Annotated in this window: 15 protein-coding genes and 2 tRNA genes; 7 read left to right on the top strand and 10 right to left on the bottom strand. The window is 67.8% G+C overall.

Annotated features, from left to right (window positions below; all coding sequences use genetic code 11):
• The first annotated feature begins 169 nt into the window (after positions 1 to 169).
• The 4 genes from mutL to GM672_RS15070 all read left to right on the top strand — a co-directional run bounded on the left by mutL (position 170) and on the right by GM672_RS15070 (position 3,368).
• Positions 170 to 2,074 (top strand): DNA mismatch repair endonuclease MutL, encoded by a 1,905-nt coding sequence (mutL, locus tag GM672_RS15055; RefSeq protein ID WP_155471354.1) that lies wholly within the window; start codon positions 170 to 172, stop codon positions 2,072 to 2,074.
• Between the two features lie 7 nt (positions 2,075 to 2,081).
• On the top strand, positions 2,082 to 3,020 hold the full coding sequence (gene miaA, locus GM672_RS15060; RefSeq protein WP_155471355.1) for a tRNA (adenosine(37)-N6)-dimethylallyltransferase MiaA: 939 nt from the start codon (positions 2,082 to 2,084) through the stop codon (positions 3,018 to 3,020).
• A 109-nt stretch (positions 3,021 to 3,129) separates the two neighbouring features.
• Positions 3,130 to 3,206: transfer RNA gene (locus GM672_RS15065), tRNA-Met, on the top strand.
• 85 nt (positions 3,207 to 3,291) lie between these two features.
• A tRNA-Met gene (locus tag GM672_RS15070) sits at positions 3,292 to 3,368 on the top strand.
• On the opposite strand, the gene GM672_RS15075 is transcribed toward GM672_RS15070, so the two are convergent.
• Positions 3,347 to 4,402, bottom strand: coding sequence for an AraC family transcriptional regulator (locus GM672_RS15075; RefSeq protein ID WP_155471356.1), 1,056 nt, complete (start codon positions 4,400 to 4,402; stop codon positions 3,347 to 3,349). The genes GM672_RS15070 and GM672_RS15075 overlap by 22 nt on opposite strands.
• 114 nt (positions 4,403 to 4,516) lie before the next feature.
• Between GM672_RS15075 and GM672_RS15080 the strand changes: the two genes are divergently transcribed.
• On the top strand, positions 4,517 to 5,353 hold the full coding sequence (locus GM672_RS15080; RefSeq protein WP_229417748.1) for a class I SAM-dependent methyltransferase: 837 nt from the start codon (positions 4,517 to 4,519) through the stop codon (positions 5,351 to 5,353).
• Here GM672_RS15080 and GM672_RS15085 read toward each other — a convergent pair.
• Positions 5,343 to 6,173, bottom strand: coding sequence for an Imm71 family immunity protein (locus GM672_RS15085; protein ID WP_155471357.1), 831 nt, complete (start codon positions 6,171 to 6,173; stop codon positions 5,343 to 5,345). The genes GM672_RS15080 and GM672_RS15085 overlap by 11 nt on opposite strands.
• A gap of 175 nt (positions 6,174 to 6,348) precedes the next feature.
• Positions 6,349 to 7,146 (bottom strand): hypothetical protein, encoded by a 798-nt coding sequence (locus tag GM672_RS15090; RefSeq protein ID WP_155471358.1) that lies wholly within the window; start codon positions 7,144 to 7,146, stop codon positions 6,349 to 6,351.
• Between the two features lie 173 nt (positions 7,147 to 7,319).
• On the opposite strand from GM672_RS15090, the gene GM672_RS15095 reads away from it, so the two are divergent.
• Positions 7,320 to 7,793: a YfbM family protein gene (locus GM672_RS15095; RefSeq protein ID WP_170300079.1), complete on the top strand. Its 474-nt coding sequence runs from the start codon at positions 7,320 to 7,322 to the stop codon at positions 7,791 to 7,793.
• Positions 7,794 to 7,867: 74 nt separating this feature from the next.
• Entirely contained in the window at positions 7,868 to 8,134 is a 267-nt protein-coding gene (locus tag GM672_RS15100; protein ID WP_155471360.1) for a hypothetical protein, read from the top strand.
• Between the two features lie 2 nt (positions 8,135 to 8,136).
• Here the strand turns inward: GM672_RS15100 and GM672_RS15105 are convergent, their stop codons facing one another.
• The 7 genes from GM672_RS15105 to GM672_RS15135 form a co-directional block, all read right to left on the bottom strand.
• The gene (locus GM672_RS15105) at positions 8,137 to 8,292 is read right to left on the bottom strand and encodes a XapX domain-containing protein (RefSeq protein WP_155471361.1); all 156 of its coding nucleotides are present in this window, start codon (positions 8,290 to 8,292) and stop codon (positions 8,137 to 8,139) included.
• Positions 8,289 to 8,525: a DUF1427 family protein gene (locus GM672_RS15110; protein WP_155471362.1), complete on the bottom strand. Its 237-nt coding sequence runs from the start codon at positions 8,523 to 8,525 to the stop codon at positions 8,289 to 8,291. The genes GM672_RS15105 and GM672_RS15110 overlap by 4 nt, the downstream gene beginning before the upstream one ends.
• A 9-nt stretch (positions 8,526 to 8,534) precedes the next feature.
• A complete protein-coding gene (locus GM672_RS15115) occupies positions 8,535 to 10,382 on the bottom strand; it encodes an amidohydrolase (RefSeq protein WP_155471363.1) in 1,848 nt (615 codons plus the stop codon).
• Positions 10,383 to 10,602: 220 nt separating this feature from the next.
• Positions 10,603 to 11,874: an MFS transporter gene (locus GM672_RS15120; protein WP_155471364.1), complete on the bottom strand. Its 1,272-nt coding sequence runs from the start codon at positions 11,872 to 11,874 to the stop codon at positions 10,603 to 10,605.
• A 35-nt stretch (positions 11,875 to 11,909) separates the two neighbouring features.
• A complete protein-coding gene (locus GM672_RS15125; protein WP_155471365.1) occupies positions 11,910 to 12,236 on the bottom strand; it encodes a thioredoxin family protein in 327 nt (108 codons plus the stop codon).
• 107 nt (positions 12,237 to 12,343) lie between these two features.
• Positions 12,344 to 14,206, bottom strand: coding sequence for a glycoside hydrolase family 28 protein (locus GM672_RS15130; protein ID WP_229417749.1), 1,863 nt, complete (start codon positions 14,204 to 14,206; stop codon positions 12,344 to 12,346).
• Positions 14,207 to 14,216: 10 nt separating this feature from the next.
• The coding region (locus GM672_RS15135) for a pectinesterase family protein (RefSeq protein ID WP_155471366.1) at positions 14,217 to 16,726 on the bottom strand (2,510 nt) is incomplete at its 5' end.

The following is a 16,726-nucleotide window of genomic DNA, read 5'->3' on the forward strand; positions in this document are numbered from 1 at the left end:
TGCAAACCATGTCTCCTCTCAGACCCCGACACGGACACGAGCCCGACCATACAAAGCCTCTATTTCATCAACGCACTTCCGGCCCACAGCCCAGCCCGTGTCTACGTCCGGGTCTGACCCCACGGTGGACACGAACCCGGCCGCAAGACGCCAGTTATAATGGGCGGCTATGAACGCCCCTCCCGCCCCCCGCCCCATTTGCGCCCTGCCCGACCAGCTCATCTCCCAGATCGCGGCGGGCGAAGTGGTCGAGCGGCCTTCCGCCGTCGTCAAGGAATTGCTGGAAAACGCGCTGGACGCGGGCGGCACGCAGATCACCGTGCGGCTGGAGGAAGGCGGCGTCAAGCGCATCTGCATCACCGATAACGGCCGCGGCATTCCGCCCGAGCAGATGCCGCTGGCGCTGGCCCGCCATGCCACGTCGAAGATCGCGTCGCTGGACGACCTGGAAAACGTCGGCACGCTGGGCTTCCGGGGCGAGGCGCTGGCGTCGATCGCGTCGGTTGCCGTCGTCACGCTCACATCCCGCACGGCCGATGCCGCCCACGCGTGGGAGCTGGAAGGTTCGCACCTGGGCACGGTGCAGCCTTCGTCCGGCGCACCCGGCACTACCATCAATGTGCAGGACCTGTACTACAACACGCCGGCCCGCCGCAAGTTCCTGAAGTCCGAGCAGACGGAATTCGGCCACTGCGCCGAAGTCGTGCGCCGCATCGCGCTGGCCCGGCCGGACGTGGCCTTCACCCTGTCGCACAACGGACGCACGGTGGACCACTGGATGGCGTCGACGATGGAAAAGCGCAGCGCGCAGATCCTGGGCGAGACCTTCGCCGAGGCGCGCCTGCCGATCGACGAAGGCTCGGGCGTGCTGCATCTGCACGGCTTCGCCGGCCTGCCGACGGCCTCGAAGGGCCGGGCCGACTGCCAGTACTTCTATGTCAACGGCCGCTACGTGCGCGACAAGCTGCTGGTGCACGCCGTGCGCGCGGCCTACGAGGACGTGCTGCACGGCGACCGTTTCCCATCCTACGTGCTGGCGCTCGACCTCGATCCGGCGCTGGTGGACGTCAACGTCCACCCGTCGAAGATCGAAGTGCGCTTCCGCGACGGCCGCGCCGTCCACCAGTTCGTCTTCCATGCCGTGCAGCGCGCGCTGGCGCAGACGTCGGCCACGTCGCACGGCAGCGTGCCTTCGCCCTTGCCGGCCGCCGACACCCTGGGCAGCACGGGCGGCCCCCTGTGGCGCCCGCAGCAGCAGGCGTCGTTCGGCTCGATCCTGAATCCCTCGTACACGCCGACCTTCTCGCCGTCGCCGTATGGCCGCGCGGCCGACGGCGGCGGCGTGGCGCAAAGCACCGAGCGCTATGGCGCCCTGTTCGCCGACGGCACGCCGCCCCGCGCCCAGCAGGTCGCCGCGCCCTACCAGCTGCCCGAGGCGACGCGCTACACGGCGTCGTCGGCGGCTCTGGCGCACGAGGAATTCCCGCTCGGCTTCGCGCTGGCACAGCTGCACGGCATCTACATCCTGGCGCAGAACAGCAAGGGCCTGGTGCTGGTGGACATGCACGCGGCGCACGAGCGCATCCTGTACGAGCAGCTGAAGAACGCGCTCGATGCGCAGATCGCCGGCAGCGAGATGCAGGTGCAGACCCTGCTCATTCCCGTGACCTTCTATGCCGACGCCATCGAAGTGGGCACGGTGCAGGAACACGGCGACACCCTGGCGACCTTGGGCTTCGATATCGCCGTGCTCTCGCCCACCACCCTGGCCGTGCGCGCCGTGCCGGCCCTGCTGAAGAACGCCGACGCGCAGACCCTGGCGCGCGACGTGCTGCGCGACGTGCGCGAATTCGGCGGCTCGCGCGTGCTGATCGAGCGGCGCAACGAGCTGCTGGGCACCCTGGCCTGCCACACGGCCGTGCGCGCCAACCGCATCCTGACCCAACCCGAAATGAACGCCCTGCTGCGCCAGATGGAAAGCACCGAACGGGCCGACCAGTGCAATCACGGCCGCCCCACGTGGGTGCAGGTCGAGATCAATGCGCTCGACAAGCTGTTCCTGCGCGGCCAATAACATCGTCATGACTCTTCCAGAAAAACGGCCCCGCGCGGTGGCCATCATGGGCCCGACCGCGTCGGGCAAGACAGCCGCCGCGCTGGCCATCGCCGCACGGATTCCGTCCGAAATCATCTCCGTCGATTCCGCCCTGGTCTACCGGGGCATGGACATCGGCACGGCCAAGCCGTCGCGCGCGGAACTGGCGGCGGTACCGCACCACCTGATCGACATCCTCGACCCGCTCGACAGCTACTCGGTGGCGCAGTTCCGCCTCGACACGCTGCGGCTCGTGGCCGACATCGTCGGGCGCGGCAAGCTGCCGCTGCTGGTGGGCGGCACCATGCTGTACTTCAAGGGCCTGGCCGACGGCCTGGACGACCTGCCCGGCGCCGACCCGGCCCTGCGCGCCGCACTGGAAGACGAGGCGGCGAAGGTCGGCTGGCCCGCCATGCATGCGCGCCTGGCCACCCTGGACCCGGCGACGGCGGCGCGGCTCAAGCCGAACGACGCCCAGCGCATCCAGCGGGCGCTGGAGATCATCGAACTGGCGGGCCGGCCCATGTCCGAACTGCTGGCCCAGCGCGAGCACGAGGAGCTGCCGTTCGCCTTGCAGTCCTTCGCCCTGGAGCCGTCCGACCGCGCCGTGCTGCATGAACGCATCGCGCGGCGCTTCGACCAGATGCTGGAAGGCGACGCCCTGCTGGACGAAGTGGAACAGCTGCGCCGGCGCGGCGACCTGCATCCGGGCCTGCCGTCGATGCGCTGCGTGGGCTACCGCCAGGCGTGGGAATACCTGGACGGCCACATCGACTACAAGGCCATGCGCGAGACGGGCATCATCGCCACGCGCCAGTTGGCCAAGCGCCAGCTGACGTGGCTGCGCTCGATGCCGGAACGGATCGTCATCGACTGCCTGCAAGCGGATGCGACGGCGCAGATCCTGGCGCGGCTGGACGCTTGAGCGGCGCCGCGCGGGCGTGACGAATTGATATCGGCACGTTTCGTTGCCGCAAAAAAACGCCGACTTCCTTGACAGACAACACGGCGGAGCTCATAATGCTTGCCGTTGCGGTGATATAGCTCAGCTGGTTAGAGCACAGCACTCATAATGCTGGGGTCGGTGGTTCAAGTCCACCTATCACCACCACCAGAATTTCTGAAGATGGCCTGACCGGCAACGGATCGGGCCAATTTTCTTTCAAGGCGACGCCTTGTCGGGTTGTCAAAGTTTCGGTGATATAGCTCAGCTGGTTAGAGCACAGCACTCATAATGCTGGGGTCGGTGGTTCAAGTCCACCTATCACCACCAGACGTCGGAAAAGCCGCTGATCGCAAGGTCAGCGGCTTTTTTTCGTTGGCGCCCCGCCAGCGCGATGGCGGCACCCCCACCATGCGCGAAAATGCGCGCGTAAAGGCCGCTTCCGATTCGTAGCCGACGTCGAAGGCAATCGCCGCCACGGTCGCGCCGCTCTGGCGCAGCAAGGTGGCCGCCACTTCGATGCGCCAGCGTGCCACGTAGCGGGCCGGCGCCACCCCGACGAGGCGGGTGAAGCGCTCGCAGAAGGCCGAACGCGACAGGGCCGCGGCACCGGCCAGTTCGGCGATGCTCCACGGATGCTGGGGGTCCGCGTGCACCAGCGCCAGGGCCCTGCCCACCTGCCGGTCGCGCAGCGCAGCCAGCCAGCCGGTGGCCTGCGCCGGCAACCGGCCGGCGTGACGCCGCACGGCATCGATGAACATGGTTTCGCTGATGCGTTCGACCAGGGCCCCGCCGCCGGGCGCGTCGCTGCGGCACGCCTGTACTGCCTGGCGCATCAGCTGGCGCAGCCACAGGCCGTCGCCGTCCGCGGCCACGTGCAGCATGCGCGGCAGCGCCTCCAGCAGCGGGTTGAAGGGCCCGTGATCGCAGCCGAGAAAACCGCACACGATATCGCTGGCCTGCGCCGGCCGCCGTGCCCCGGCGCCCCAGGCGAACCTGGCGCCATCGATCGCGATGGCCATCGGTTTCGGCACGGCCTCGGTGGCGCGGACCCAGTCCGGCGAAAACCGTAGCGGCGGCACGCCGGGCGCGCTGCACAGGATATGGGGATCGCCCTGCGGGAAGACGACAACGTCGCCCGGGGCCAGCCGCACGGGAGCCTGGCCCGGCAGGGCGGCCCAGGCGGCGCCATCGAGCAGCACGTGGTATTCCATCACGTGGACGGCGCCGGGCAGCACGGTGTCGGCCACTTCGACGGCGGGCGGTGCCTCCACCGCCCAGTCGCCGGCGACGCTGACGGCATAGAACGCCGCCCCGCGCAGGCGCACGGTGCGCAGAACATCGGACAGCGTGTCGGTTTCCATCCCGGCCTCCCGCCAAAGCGGACGTTCAGTCAAGGATGAACGACGTCCGGACAAGCGTCAAGCGCGGCAGCGGGCCAATAATGGCTGTGCAACCATGAATCGAAGGAGAGCACGATGACCATGACAGCCGAGAAGCCCGACCCCGTCGCGGCGCCCGATTACCGGGCCATCAAGACGCGCCAGCAGGCCACCTGGGCCAGCGGCGACTTCGCCGTAGTCGGCACCACCTTGCAGATCGTCGGCGAATTGCTGGCCGAGGCGGCCGATGTGTGCGGCGGCGAGCAGGTGCTCGACGTGGCCGCCGGCAACGGCAATGCCACCTTGGCCGCGGCACGCCGCTTCGCCACCGTCACGTCGACCGATTACGTGCCGGCGCTGCTGGACAAGGGCCGCGCCCGGGCCCAGGCCGAGGGCCTGGACGTCGCGTTCCAGGTGGCCGATGCGGAAGCCCTGCCTTTCGAAGACGGCCAGTTCGACTGCGTGCTGTCCACCTTCGGCGTGATGTTCGCGCCGGACCATGCCAAGAGCGCCGCCGAGATGCTGCGCGTGCTGCGCCCGGGCGGCCGGATCGGCGTGGCCAGCTGGACACCGGACGGCTTCATCGGCCAGATGTTTCGCGTCGTCGGCAGCTACGTGCCGCCCCCGGCCGGGGTCGCGTCGCCGCTGCTGTGGGGCACGGAAGCACATCTGCACGAATTGTTCGGCACGGGCGCGACGCTGCGGTGCACCCGGCGCGAATTCAACTTCCGCTACCGGTCGGCCGAGCACCTGGTGCAGGTCTTCCGCGACTTCTACGGGCCCGTGCTGAAGGCCTTCGCCGCGCTGGACGGCGACCGCCAGGCGGCCTTGCAGCGCGACCTGGTCGAGCTGGCCCGCAACAACGACCGCTCCGGCGGCCGGGCCCTGGTGGCGCCGGCGGCTTACCTGGAGGCGGTGATCGTCAAGCGGTAGGCGCGATGAAGTACAGCTTCTCTTCGGCGGGGACATTGCCGTCCTGGTAGCGCGTGTCCTCCCACAGCAGCCGCCACGTGACGTCGATGACCTTGCCCGTGCCGGTGCCGCCGGCCGTTTCCCACATCGGCGGCGCCTGGCTGCCAGCGAGCAGGTAGTTCATGCAGCCGTCCTTGATCTGCGGCTCGTAGATGCCGAACAGCGGCACCGTGTCACCGGTCTTGATGAGCAGCTCGCTGGCCAGTTCCGGTACGTCGTCCAGCTCGGCCGGGAGGGGCAAGCGGGCATACTGCGCGTACCAGTCGGTGGTCCACGCCTCCGGCGCGGGCGTCGGCTCCATGCGCGGTTCCAGGTAGCCGCGCTCCTGCCCTGCATCGAAAAATTCGCGCATCAGCGCCGTCATCCGCGGCACATACTTGCCTTCGTAAAAATGGTCGCCGCGCATGCCATGGTTGACCAGCTCGGTGTGCCAGTGATCGGCCAGGTCGGTGGCCTCGACCATTGCGCCACGGCTGTTGCGCAGGAAAATGCCGCGGTCGCCCTGCAGCAGGCGCTCCAGCGCTTGCGCATACAGGGCCTGGGCCTTCAGCACGCGCCCATGGAACGGTGCCCAGCTGGTATCGAACATCCCGCCCGGCGCCACGGGCTGCTCGCGCACCTGCTTGCCGAACACACCGGCAAAGCGCTCGAACACATCGGCTTCGCGCTTCCAGGCCGTGTAGCTGCTCTTGCGCTTGATCGCCCAGAAGACCTTGCGGCGATCGTCGGCCGTCATCATGACGCCGGTCCATTTGGGTTTCAGGAAATCGAAAATACGCATCTGGTCTCGCCTGTCCTCGCCGTTCTTGACGAGACGCGGAACGGCGCGCTTGCCGTGGCGGGCCAGGTCACTGCGCCTTCGCCCACGGGACGTGAGCGGATTCGCTATCGTACCTTATCGGCTGACGGCCTTATGACAGGCTCGATGGAAAACGTTTTACCGGCAGGCCGAGGGGTCAATGCGCCGTCGGCGCATCGTGCGCCCCGAACATGCGCGCATAGGCCGGCAGCGCGTGGGCGGCGCAGTCCATCATCTTCTGGCCGACGGCCGCCAGGTGCGGGTCGCCGCTGCGTCGCAGTTCATGACCGACCTTGTTCTGGGCCGGGTAGCTGTGGTGCAGGGCGGCGAACAAGTCCGACTGGGTGATGGCCCGGGCCGCGCCGGCCCGCGGGCGGCCCGTCAGCGCCTCGCCGACGAGGCCATGCAGCGCGCCGATGCCGTGCTGCTGCAGCCATTCCATCAGCTGCATGGTACGGTAGGCGGTGGAGCTGTCGCGCGCGGGGCGCTCGGCCAGCAAGGCGTACACCTGCACCCGCGCCAGCCAGTTGCCCTGCTCGGCGGCGCGGTACAGGTTGCGCGTCAGGGTGCGGTCGCGCCGGCTGTCCGGAAAGCCGTCCAGCCAGGCGTCGACGGCGTCCAGCAGCGGTACCGGCCCCACCTCGGCCGGCTCCTTGCACTCGAAGCCGACCGGGTCCTGCACCGCCGCCACGTCCTGCCGCACCTGGTCCATGACGCGGTGCATGCGGCGCGTCAACTCATCCTTGTGGATGCTTTCGATCGGCCCCAGCCAGGCCAGTTGCTGATGGGCGCGCCGGTGCGGCGACACGCCGTCGGCGTGGCTCAGACGCGTGCCTTCGCCGCGAAATTCCTGCGGCACGCTCGACTGCGCCGCCTCCTGCTGATGGTGCGAGGCAGCATAGATCAATCCGCCTGCCATCAGCAGCAGTACGCCCAACGCCACTTTGCCGTTCATGTCCGTCCTCCTCCGCTATCCTCGACTTGCCTTGTGGCTACTGTAGAGGTTGTAGCTTGGCAGCAAGTTGCGTCAACGCAATGGCGGTGGGAGACTGTTGCGCGCTGTCCTCACTGCCGGCCTGCCCGCCTTTATGCTACCGTCGGGTTTTACTTCAACGGATTGGAGTCACCATGTCGATGATCGGCAGCTTCCTTGCCTTGCCTCAAACGGAACTGGCCGCCCTGCGTGACGAGCCCGAGCGCATTCATGACGTGCTGGACAGCCATGAGAACGATGTGGTGGACGTCGACAAGGCCTGGCACGGCATCCACTTCCTGCTGACAGGTACAGTCGCGGCCGGCGCCGGGCCGCTGGCCAATGTCGTGTTCGGGCGCGTGCCGGTGGGCGACGAGGATGTCGGCTACGGACCCGCCATGGCCACCGATGCAGCCGACGTGCCGGCCATCGCCGCCGCGCTGGCCAGCGTGACGGACGAGACGCTGCGCACGCGCTTCGCGCCGGACGCGATGGCGGAAATCTATCCGAACATCTGGGACGAAGGCGACGAAGCCCTGGACTACCTGCTGGAGAATCTGGACACGCTGCGCACGTTCTACCGCGATGCCGCGGCCGGCGGGCTGGCCGTCATCACCTGGCTGAACTGAGGGCGCTGCCGGCTTGCGCCGGATCAGCAGGCGCGGCCATATCCTCCCTACACTGGAAATTTTTTGGAGGAAGCATGCCCGACCTGATGACACCCCTGAACCGGATGATCGCCGAGCGCCGTGAAGATATCCTGAAAGCCGTGCACGGCAAGCCGGGCGCCGTCTCCGTGGCGGCGCTGCGGAACGACGCCGCCGTTGCCACGCTGGCGCGCTACTGCTACGCGCTGCTGCCCGGCGTGGTGCGGCTGGCGGTCAAGGAAGACAAGTTCCACGCCTTCGTCATGCAGCACCGCGACAAGCTGCTGGCCCAGCTGGTGCAGGCGCCCGCTCCGCAAGCCTGACCTCAGCCCAGCAGCCCGCCCACGACATAACCGGACGTCATCGCCACGACCAGCAAGGCGCCGACGGGCGTGGGCGGCGCCGGCGACGGGATATCGCAGGCGCGGCAGACGGCGCCGATGGCCAGGCCCAGCACGGAGCCGATCACGAGGGCGCTCATTGCACGGTCCCTGGCGCCGCACCGTCGAGCGCATGCCCGCCGCAGTGCCGGCGGTTGCGCGCGGCGCGGCGGGCGACGAAGCGGTCCACCAGCCAGTAGCCGCTGCTCATCATGAACACCAGCAGCGCGCCCGACAGCACGGGCGGCGACGCCGCCGGAATATCGAAACGCCGGCACGCCAGGCCGACAACGAAGGACAGCACGAGGCCGGCCAGGATTTTCACGTAGTTCATCGCCCGTCCTTAGAACGCGAAGCAGCTGCAGCCGAAGGCGCCCCAGAAGCCGCCGAAGTCCGATACCGGCACCGTCGACTTGCGCGCCACGTCATGCGCGTGCACGTGCACCGCGCACGCGCCGGCACACTGGTGCGGCAGTGCGGCGCCCTTCGCGGCCTGCGGCGGCACGGCGCGGTAGTGGCCCGGCACCTTGGCCACGGGCGACCACTCGGGCAGCACGGGCAGGTCCGGCGGACCGATCTTCGAGAACTCGGCCTGGCCGAACACGATGCGCCCGCCCACCACCGTCAGCACCGACTCGATGGCCTTGATGGCTTCCTCGTCGACGCGGAAGAAGTCGGCGGACAGCACGGCCAGGTCGGCCAGCATGCCTTCCTGGATGCGTCCCTTTTTCCCTTGCTCGCTGGAGAACCACGCGCTGCCGGCGGTCCACAGCTCCAGCGCCGTCTCGCGCGGCAGCTTGTCGCCGGCGTCATACAGGCGCATGCCGCCCACCGTACGGCCGGACACGAGCCAGTACAGCGCCGTCCACGGGTTGTAGCTGGCCACGCGCGTGGCATCGGTGCCGGCGCCCACCGGCACGCCCGCTTCCAGCATCCGGCGGATCGGCGGGGTCTCCTTGGCCGCGTCGGCACCGTAGCGGTCGACGAAGTACTCGCCCTGGAAGGCCATGCGGTGCTGGATGGCGATGCCGCCGCCCAGCGCCCTGACACGGTCGATGTTTTTCGGGCTGATGGTCTCGGCGTGGTCGAACATCCAGTGCAGGCCGTCGAAGGGAATGTCGCGGTTGACCTTCTCGAACACGTCGAGCATGCGCCCGATCGATTCGTCATACGTGGCGTGCAGGCGGAACGGCCAGCGCTGGCTCACCAGGTGGCGCACCACCTGTTCCAGCTGGCCCTCCATCTCGGGCGGCAGGTCCGGGCGCGGCTCGAGGAAGTCCTCGAAGTCGGCCGCCGAGAACACCAGCATCTCGCCGGCGCCGTTGTGGCGGTACCAGTCCGTGCCCTGCCCCGGCGTGACGGTGTCAGTCCAGCGCTGGAAGTCCTGCAGCTCCTGGCCCTTGTTCTGCGTGAACAGGTTGTAGGCGATGCGCACGGTCAGCTGGTCCTGGGCTGCCAGCTGCTCGACGACGCCGTAGTCCTCGGGGTAATTCTGGAAGCCGCCGCCGGCGTCGATGGCGCTGGTCAGGCCCAGGCGATTCAATTCACGCATGAAGTGGCGGGTCGAATTGACCTGCTGCTCCAGGGGCAGGCGCGGGCCCTTGGCCAGGGTGGCATACAGGATCAGCGCATTCGGCCGCGCGATCAGCATGCCGGTCGGATTGCCGCCGGCGTCGCGCACGATCTCGCCGCCGGGTGGATTGGGCGTGTCCTTGGTGTAGCCGACGGCGCGCAGCGCGGCCCGGTTCAGCAGCGCGCGGTCGTACAGGTGCAGCACGAATACGGGCGTGTCGGGCGCCGCCGCGTTCAGGTCCTCGATGGTGGGCATGCGCCGTTCGGCGAACTGAAACTCATTCCAGCCGCCGATGACGCGCACCCACTGCGGGCTGGGCGTGCGCAGCGCCTGCTCCTTCAGCATGCGCAGCGCATCGGCCAGCGACGGCACGCCTTCCCAGCGCAGCTCGAGGTTGTAATTCAGGCCGCCCCGGATCAGGTGCAGGTGCGAGTCGTTCAGGCCGGGAATGACGGTACGGCCATTCAGGTCGATCACCTGCGCGTCCGGCGTGCGGTGGCGCATGACCTCTTCGGCATCGCCCACGGCGAGGAATTTGCCGTCCGCGATGGCGACGGCGCTGGCGGTGGGCTTGGACTTGTCGGCCGTGTGGAAGCGGCCATTGAGAAGGATGAGCATGGTGGTGCCTGTGATGACGGAATGCAGTCCATCATACGCGGCCAGGGCGTGGCGTCATCCCTTGTCCGGGGCCGCCTTCGCTCTGTAAAAAGGCAGAGGAAATCGAAGGGACCGGAAGGCGCACGGGCAAGCATGCCCGCGCAGCAGGGCAGGCAGGGAGCAGCGTTCCTTGCCTGCCCTGTCCCCGAAATATCCGATTGGGGAAGGCGTCGCGGACTTCTTACTTGGCGCGCACCAGCACCAGGGCCACGAGGCTGACCAGGGCCGCGGCGGAAAGGTAGTAGCCCACATACTGCAGGCCGTACTCGCTGGCCAGCTTGATGGCGATGTACGGTGCCATCGACGCGCCCAGGATGCCGGCCAGGTTGAAGGTCAGCGACGCACCCGTATAGCGCACCTCGGGCGGGAACAGCTCGGCCAGGATGGTGCCCAGCGGGCCGTAGGTCATGCCCATCAACGCCAGGCCCAGGCACAGGAACAAGGTCACCTGGGTGGTGCTGCCGGAGCCGAACAGGGGTGCCAGCACGAGGCCGAAGACGGCGATCGCCGCCGAGATGACGATCAAGGTGATGCGCCGGCCGAAGCGGTCCGCCAACAACGCGGCGACGGGAATGGTCAGGCCGAAGAACAGCACGGCGAACAGCTGCAGCACGAGGAAGTGCTGGCGCGAGAAGCCCAGCGCGCTGACGCCCCAGTTCAACGTGAACACCGTCATCAGGTAGAACAGCACGAAGGTCGCCATCGCCATCAGGGTGCCCAGCACCAGCACGCGCGTGTGATCGCGCAGCACCGTCACCACCGGCACCTTGACGCGTTCGCCCTTGTCCAGCACCTTCTGGAAGTCCGGCGTTTCATGGATCTTCAGGCGGATGTACAAGCCCACCACCACCAGCAGGGCGCTGGCCAGGAAGGGAATGCGCCAGCCGTAGCTGAAGAACTGGGCGTCGGTCAGCACCTCGGACAGCAGCAGGAAGATGCCGCCGGACAGGAAGAAGCCGATCGGCGCGCCCAGTTGCGGGAACATGCCGTACCAGGCGCGCTTGCCGGGCGGGGCGTTCTCCGTGGCCAGCAGCACCGCGCCGCCCCATTCCCCGCCCAGGCCCAGGCCCTGGCCGAAACGGCACAGCGCCAGCAGCAGCGGCGCCCACACGCCGATGGCGGCATAGGTGGGCAGCATGCCGATGAAGACCGTCGACAGGCCCATCGTCAGCAGCGCGGCAACCAGCGTCGCCTTGCGGCCGATGCGGTCGCCGAAGTGGCCGAACACGGCCGAGCCGACCGGGCGCGCCAGGAAGGCAATGGCAAAGGTGACGAGCGACTGCAAGGTGGCGGCCGCCGGGTCGCCGGCGGGGAAGAACAGCTTGGGGAAAACGAGGACGGCGGCCGTCGCGTAGATATAGAAATCGTAGAATTCGATGGTGGTGCCGATCAGACTGGCGAACAGCACGGTGCCGGGCTTGTTGCGCACGGCACCGGATTGAGCTTCATGCATGCATACTCCGGGCTACGTTGACAGAGAAAGTGCCATCAGCCGGGTGTGGCGATCTTGGCAAACGCATCGCGGATCTCGCTGGCGTCGGCGGGGCGTACCACGCGTGCCACTTCCTTCCCGTCTTGCAGGAAGATCATGGTCGGCCACAGTTTGACACGATAGCTCCGGCCCAGCAAGCGCCCGGGCCCGTCCTCCACCTTGAAGTGGCGGATGCCCGCGTGGTCCGCATAGGCCTCGGCCAGCAGTGGCTGCGCGGTGCGGCAGTGGCCGCACCAGTTGGTGCCGAATTCGAGCAAGGCCGGGCCGCTCAGGGCATCGATCTCGGCGCGCGTGGGCGCGGCTTCCTGGTAGGTCTGTTCCATCGTGCTTTCTCCGATTGCGTGAGGATTGGAACCTTATCACGGCGCAGGAGGGAGCGAGCGCACGGATATTGCCGTACACCCGCCCGCCCCGTGCGCCGCCACCCGCCTCAGGTCGACAAGGTCGTCGTGATCTCCTTGCCGCCGATCTTCACGCGCATCAGTCGCAGGCCCTTGACGTTGTAGAGGTACCAGGGCTGTTCGCGGTTCACCGGCGTGCCGAAGTCGCAGTCGCTGATCGTCACGTTCGTGACCGGGAGCACCGTCGGCATGGGCTGCGGACCGTTGTAGTCCGTGGCCACCGGGCCGAGGATGACGATGGCCTGGTAGCACGAGGCCAGGCCGTCCTTCTTCGTCTTCACGTTGCCCACCGTGACGTTCGAGATCTGGATATTGTCCACCACGGGCGGGCGCAGGCGCACGCTGTCGGCCGTGGGCGTGTAGTCGCAGTCGAAGGTGACGACGGCGCCGGCGGCGGTGGCCACCGTCTTCGACGCGATGGGCGAATTGGGCAGGGTGGTGTAGAACGAAGGGCTGGTCTGCACGCCGTTCGGAATCTTGACGTTACGGACGTAGAAATTGCGCAGGTAGCCGCCCCGGTTCATGTTGGTCTTCAGCCGGATCGCCGTGTTCAGGGGATTGGTGGCCCAGTGCGTATTCTCGAACACGAGGTTCTGCGCATACACGTTCTGGATGCCGCCGGCCATCTCGCTGCCCAGGGTGACGGCGCCGTGGCCGCTGTGCATGATGCAGTCCTGGATGACGATGTTCTGCGACGGGCCGTACTGCGTGTCGCGGTTCTTGCCCGCCTTGATGGCGATGCAGTCGTCGCCCGCATCGAAGGTGCAGCCTTCGACCAGCACCATGTCGCAGCTCTCGGGATCGAAGCCGTCGCTATTCGGGCCATGGCTCTCCGCGTGCACGTTGCGGAACACGATATTGCGGCAGTGGACCGGGTGGTGCTGCCAGAACGGCGTGTGCACCACGTGGTAACCCTGAAGCAGCACATTGGTGCAGCCGATCAGGTGCACCATCGACGGGCGCAGGTAGTGGCCCAGGCCGAACACCCGCTTCGCCACCGGCACGCCCGCCTCGGACAGGGCCGGCAGGTACTGCTCGTCGGCGCGCCATTTGTCGCCTTCGCCCTGGATCAGCAGGCGCTCCTCCTCCGTCAGCCCCGGCGTCACGGCCGCCAGCGACGTCGGGTTGACGGGATTGGCGATGCGCTGGTTGATCTTGCCCGGGCCGTCGCCGGGCGTATTGACCTGCGAGACGGCGTTGATCGTGCGGTTCTTGCCCTTCCACGTCCACCAGCAGTCGGTGCTGCCCGGGAAGGGCACGCCGCCCTGCCCGTTCAGGCGGCTGGTCCAGTCCTCTCCCGTCAGCGCGATATTGTCCTGGCCGTAGGCATAGATCATCGACGCGAAGTTCAGGCAGTCGTTGCTCTGCCAGCGCGTCAGCACCAGCTTGCCGTTCTTGCCGCAATCGAAGTCGCCATACTTGGCGTAGTCGCGCGGGTCGTTGCTGAAGTAGACGTGGGCGCCCTTCTTCAGGTGCACGTGCACGTTCGACAGCAGCACGATGGGCCCGGCCACGTACCAGTTCCCGGCCGGGATGACGACGCGACCGCCGCCGGCCTTGTGGCAGGCCGCGATGGCCGCGGCGATGGCAGCATAGCAGTCCTTCGAACCCGGTGCCTGCGTATCGATGACGCCCTGGTCGTCATGCGAGACCCAGGCCTTGACCTTGACGAGCTGGCACGGCGCGGCGCCGAACTCGGTGATGACGAAATCCTGGTCGCGGAATGCCAGGGGCCTGGACAGCCGCTGGGCGATCTCCCTGGCGCGCGCCCAGGGATCGTCGGCGATGGCCGCCGACGTTCCGCCGGCCGCCAGGGCCAGGCCCGTTGCCGAAACGGCCTTCATCATCGTGCGGCGTTGCGTGTCGATCCTGCTTTCCATGGTGCTGCGCATGCTGTCTCCCTTATTCGTCTGCATTGTTAAATTCCGCCAGATAGATGTCCGCTGGCGCGGGCGCTGCCGTGTAGCCCAGGTCCTTCACGGGGTCGAAGCCTGCCTTGCCCAGGTTGGTCCAGAAGTCGCTGGAGGTGAACTGGGCCGGGCGGTAAGCGAGGGTGCCGGGGCGGTTCCAGTCCGACCAGGGCCGGGCACGGTCGATATGCCGGCCGATGGTCGAATTCACGACCAGCATCTTGCCCACCGTTTCCAGCACGGTCGGCGTGATCGTGCCCTTCGGCTTGCGGTAGACGCTTTCGCTGCCCAGCACGCAGGCATAGCCTTCCACGTCCACCGGTGCATACGGCGAGCAGCGCGAATTGTGGAACCACTGGCGCGCCAGGTAGAACTTGCCGGCCAGCGCATTGGGCGAACCGTCGTTGGTGAAGCGGCAGGTATCGAACACCAGGCCGTACTTCGTGCGCCAGTTGGTATTGGGCGCGCCCACGTAGGATGTGCTGCGGTCGCCCAGCGACTTGATCTCGCTGCGGTAGAAATACGCCGTCGTGTCGCCGAAGATGAAATCGACGTCGCCTTCGATATACGAGCGGTGGAAGAAGCTGCGCGCCGTCACGCGCGCTTCCGCCGATTTCAGGTACAGCGTGTCCTGGAAGCCGATCAGCCGCACGTTCTCGAACTGGGCCTTGTCGGCCCCTTCCACCGTCAGCGCCACGGCCTGGTGGTGCACCTTGTTGGCCTGTGCATCGGGCGCGTTGTTGCCGCAGGCCCGCTCGCCGCATTCCTCGCGGGCGTTGCCGGTGGCCTTGTTGTACGAGTTCTCGATCGTCAGGTTGCGGGCCTGGAAGCCGTGGTTGCGCACCCACATCGTCATCGAGCCGCTGGTGGAGATATTGCCCGTGCGTTCGCGCACCAGCGCATGCATGGCGCGAATGGCCGGGTCGGCGTTGTCGAACTGGGCGCCGAACTGGCGCGCGTAGTCGCCCGGTGCCACCGCCGCATCCAGGCCCGCCGTGATGACCGTGTCCTGCGCCGATTTGCCTTCGCCGTAAAGGGTGATCGGCCGGTTCGACGCGGGCACGTAGACCAGTTCCCTGTAGCTGCCCGGCTTGACGAGGATGTACAGCCGCTCCCGGCGTTCCGGCCGGGCCGCGCTGTCCGTCACGGCGCGGCTGACGGCCGCCTGCACGGTGGCGAACAGCTTCACGCCATCGACCTTGGCGCCGGCGTCGACGATGTAGTCGGCCTTGAATGCGGCCCCCTTGGCCAGCGGATCGGCCAGCGGGTCCCACGGATCGGTGATCTCGCTGCCGGCGCGGCCGGTGGTTCTCAGCACTTCCAGCATCGACAGCTTCTTGCCGGCGTCCGTCGGCAGTTGCGGCCGCACGCGCGGCTCGCCCGTCACGGGGAACGGCACGAAGCGTCCTTCGCAATCGGGCGCGGCCACGCTGTCCCAGCGGCCCTCGATGACGGCGTGGGCCAGTTGCTGCCGGCCCGGAACCGCCACGTTGCGCAAGGTCGCACCGACCGGATGCGCCGCATCGAAGCCCTGCACCACCACCTGGCCCGGCGTCGTGCTGCGCACGCCGTCGAACAGCAGGTTGGCGTAGCTGGGCACGAGCTTGCCCCTGGCATCCCTGGCGTAGTCGCTGGTGATGTCGATCGGCGTCTTGTTGTTGCGCAGGCAGACGTTCCGGTAGGTCACGCCATCGACTGTGCCGCCGCGCGAGACGTCGCTCTTGATGCGCAGGCCGGACGTGGCGCCGTCGACCGTCAGGTTCTCCACCAGCACGCGGCGCAGGCCGCCGTTGGTCTCGCTGCCGATGGACATGCCGTGGCCGCCGTAGAAATGGCTGTCGCGCACGGTGACATTCTCCGTCGGTCCGCTGTTGCCGGCCTTGATGGCGACGTTGTCGTCGCCGGTGCGGATGAAGCTGTGGGCGATCGTCACGTTGCGCGACGAGATCGGGTCGATGCCGTCCGTATTGCGGGCGCTGGCGGGTGTGTCGATCTTCACGTCCCACGCCGTGAAGCCATCGACGCCGTTCAAGGCGACGTGGAAGTTGGGCGAATCGCGCAGGGTGACGCCATACAGCGTGATGTCCTGCGCCTTCGTGATGTCGACCAGGCGCGGCGCGTTCTGGCGGGCGTTTTCCTTCTGCGCCCGGCGTGCCAGCTGCCACCACGATTCGCTCTTGCCCTGCAGCACGCGGCCGCCCTGGCCGTCGATGGTGCCGGCGCCGTAGATGCCGGCACCGCGCACCTTGTCGATGGCGATCAGGGGCCGGCAGCCCTTGCCGCCCGTGTCGATGGTGCCGCAAGTACCGGCGCCACGGTCGAACAGCTTCGGTTCCCGGCTGGCGAACAAGGTGACGCCTTCGTCGAGCAGCAGGCCCACGCCGTTCTTCAGCACCAGCGGGCCGCTCGTGAAGGCACGCAGTTCGCCGCCGGCGGCCAGGCGCACGGCCTGCCCCGGCTGGCAGCGATCCAGCGCGGCCTGGAACTTCCACAAGTACCTGA

Origin of the sequence: Pseudoduganella buxea (assembly GCF_009720835.1) — a bacterium.
Lineage (GTDB): Bacteria > Pseudomonadota > Gammaproteobacteria > Burkholderiales > Burkholderiaceae_D > Rugamonas > Rugamonas buxea.

Excerpts from the sequence above, each read along its gene's own strand:
- mutL (WP_155471354.1), top strand. The coding sequence starts at position 170 with ATGAACGCCCCTCCCGCCCCCCGCCCCATTTGCGCCCTGCCCGACCAG.
- miaA (WP_155471355.1), top strand. The coding sequence starts at position 2,082 with ATGACTCTTCCAGAAAAACGGCCCCGCGCGGTGGCCATCATGGGCCCG.
- GM672_RS15075 (WP_155471356.1), bottom strand. The coding sequence starts at position 4,402 with ATGGAAACCGACACGCTGTCCGATGTTCTGCGCACCGTGCGCCTGCGC.
- GM672_RS15080 (WP_229417748.1), top strand. The coding sequence starts at position 4,517 with ATGACCATGACAGCCGAGAAGCCCGACCCCGTCGCGGCGCCCGATTAC.
- GM672_RS15085 (WP_155471357.1), bottom strand. The coding sequence starts at position 6,173 with ATGCGTATTTTCGATTTCCTGAAACCCAAATGGACCGGCGTCATGATG.
- GM672_RS15090 (WP_155471358.1), bottom strand. The coding sequence starts at position 7,146 with ATGAACGGCAAAGTGGCGTTGGGCGTACTGCTGCTGATGGCAGGCGGA.
- GM672_RS15095 (WP_170300079.1), top strand. The coding sequence starts at position 7,320 with ATGTCGATGATCGGCAGCTTCCTTGCCTTGCCTCAAACGGAACTGGCC.
- GM672_RS15100 (WP_155471360.1), top strand. The coding sequence starts at position 7,868 with ATGCCCGACCTGATGACACCCCTGAACCGGATGATCGCCGAGCGCCGT.
- GM672_RS15105 (WP_155471361.1), bottom strand. The coding sequence starts at position 8,292 with ATGAGCGCCCTCGTGATCGGCTCCGTGCTGGGCCTGGCCATCGGCGCC.
- GM672_RS15110 (WP_155471362.1), bottom strand. The coding sequence starts at position 8,525 with ATGAACTACGTGAAAATCCTGGCCGGCCTCGTGCTGTCCTTCGTTGTC.
- GM672_RS15115 (WP_155471363.1), bottom strand. The coding sequence starts at position 10,382 with ATGCTCATCCTTCTCAATGGCCGCTTCCACACGGCCGACAAGTCCAAG.
- GM672_RS15120 (WP_155471364.1), bottom strand. The coding sequence starts at position 11,874 with ATGCATGAAGCTCAATCCGGTGCCGTGCGCAACAAGCCCGGCACCGTG.
- GM672_RS15125 (WP_155471365.1), bottom strand. The coding sequence starts at position 12,236 with ATGGAACAGACCTACCAGGAAGCCGCGCCCACGCGCGCCGAGATCGAT.
- GM672_RS15130 (WP_229417749.1), bottom strand. The coding sequence starts at position 14,206 with ATGCGCAGCACCATGGAAAGCAGGATCGACACGCAACGCCGCACGATG.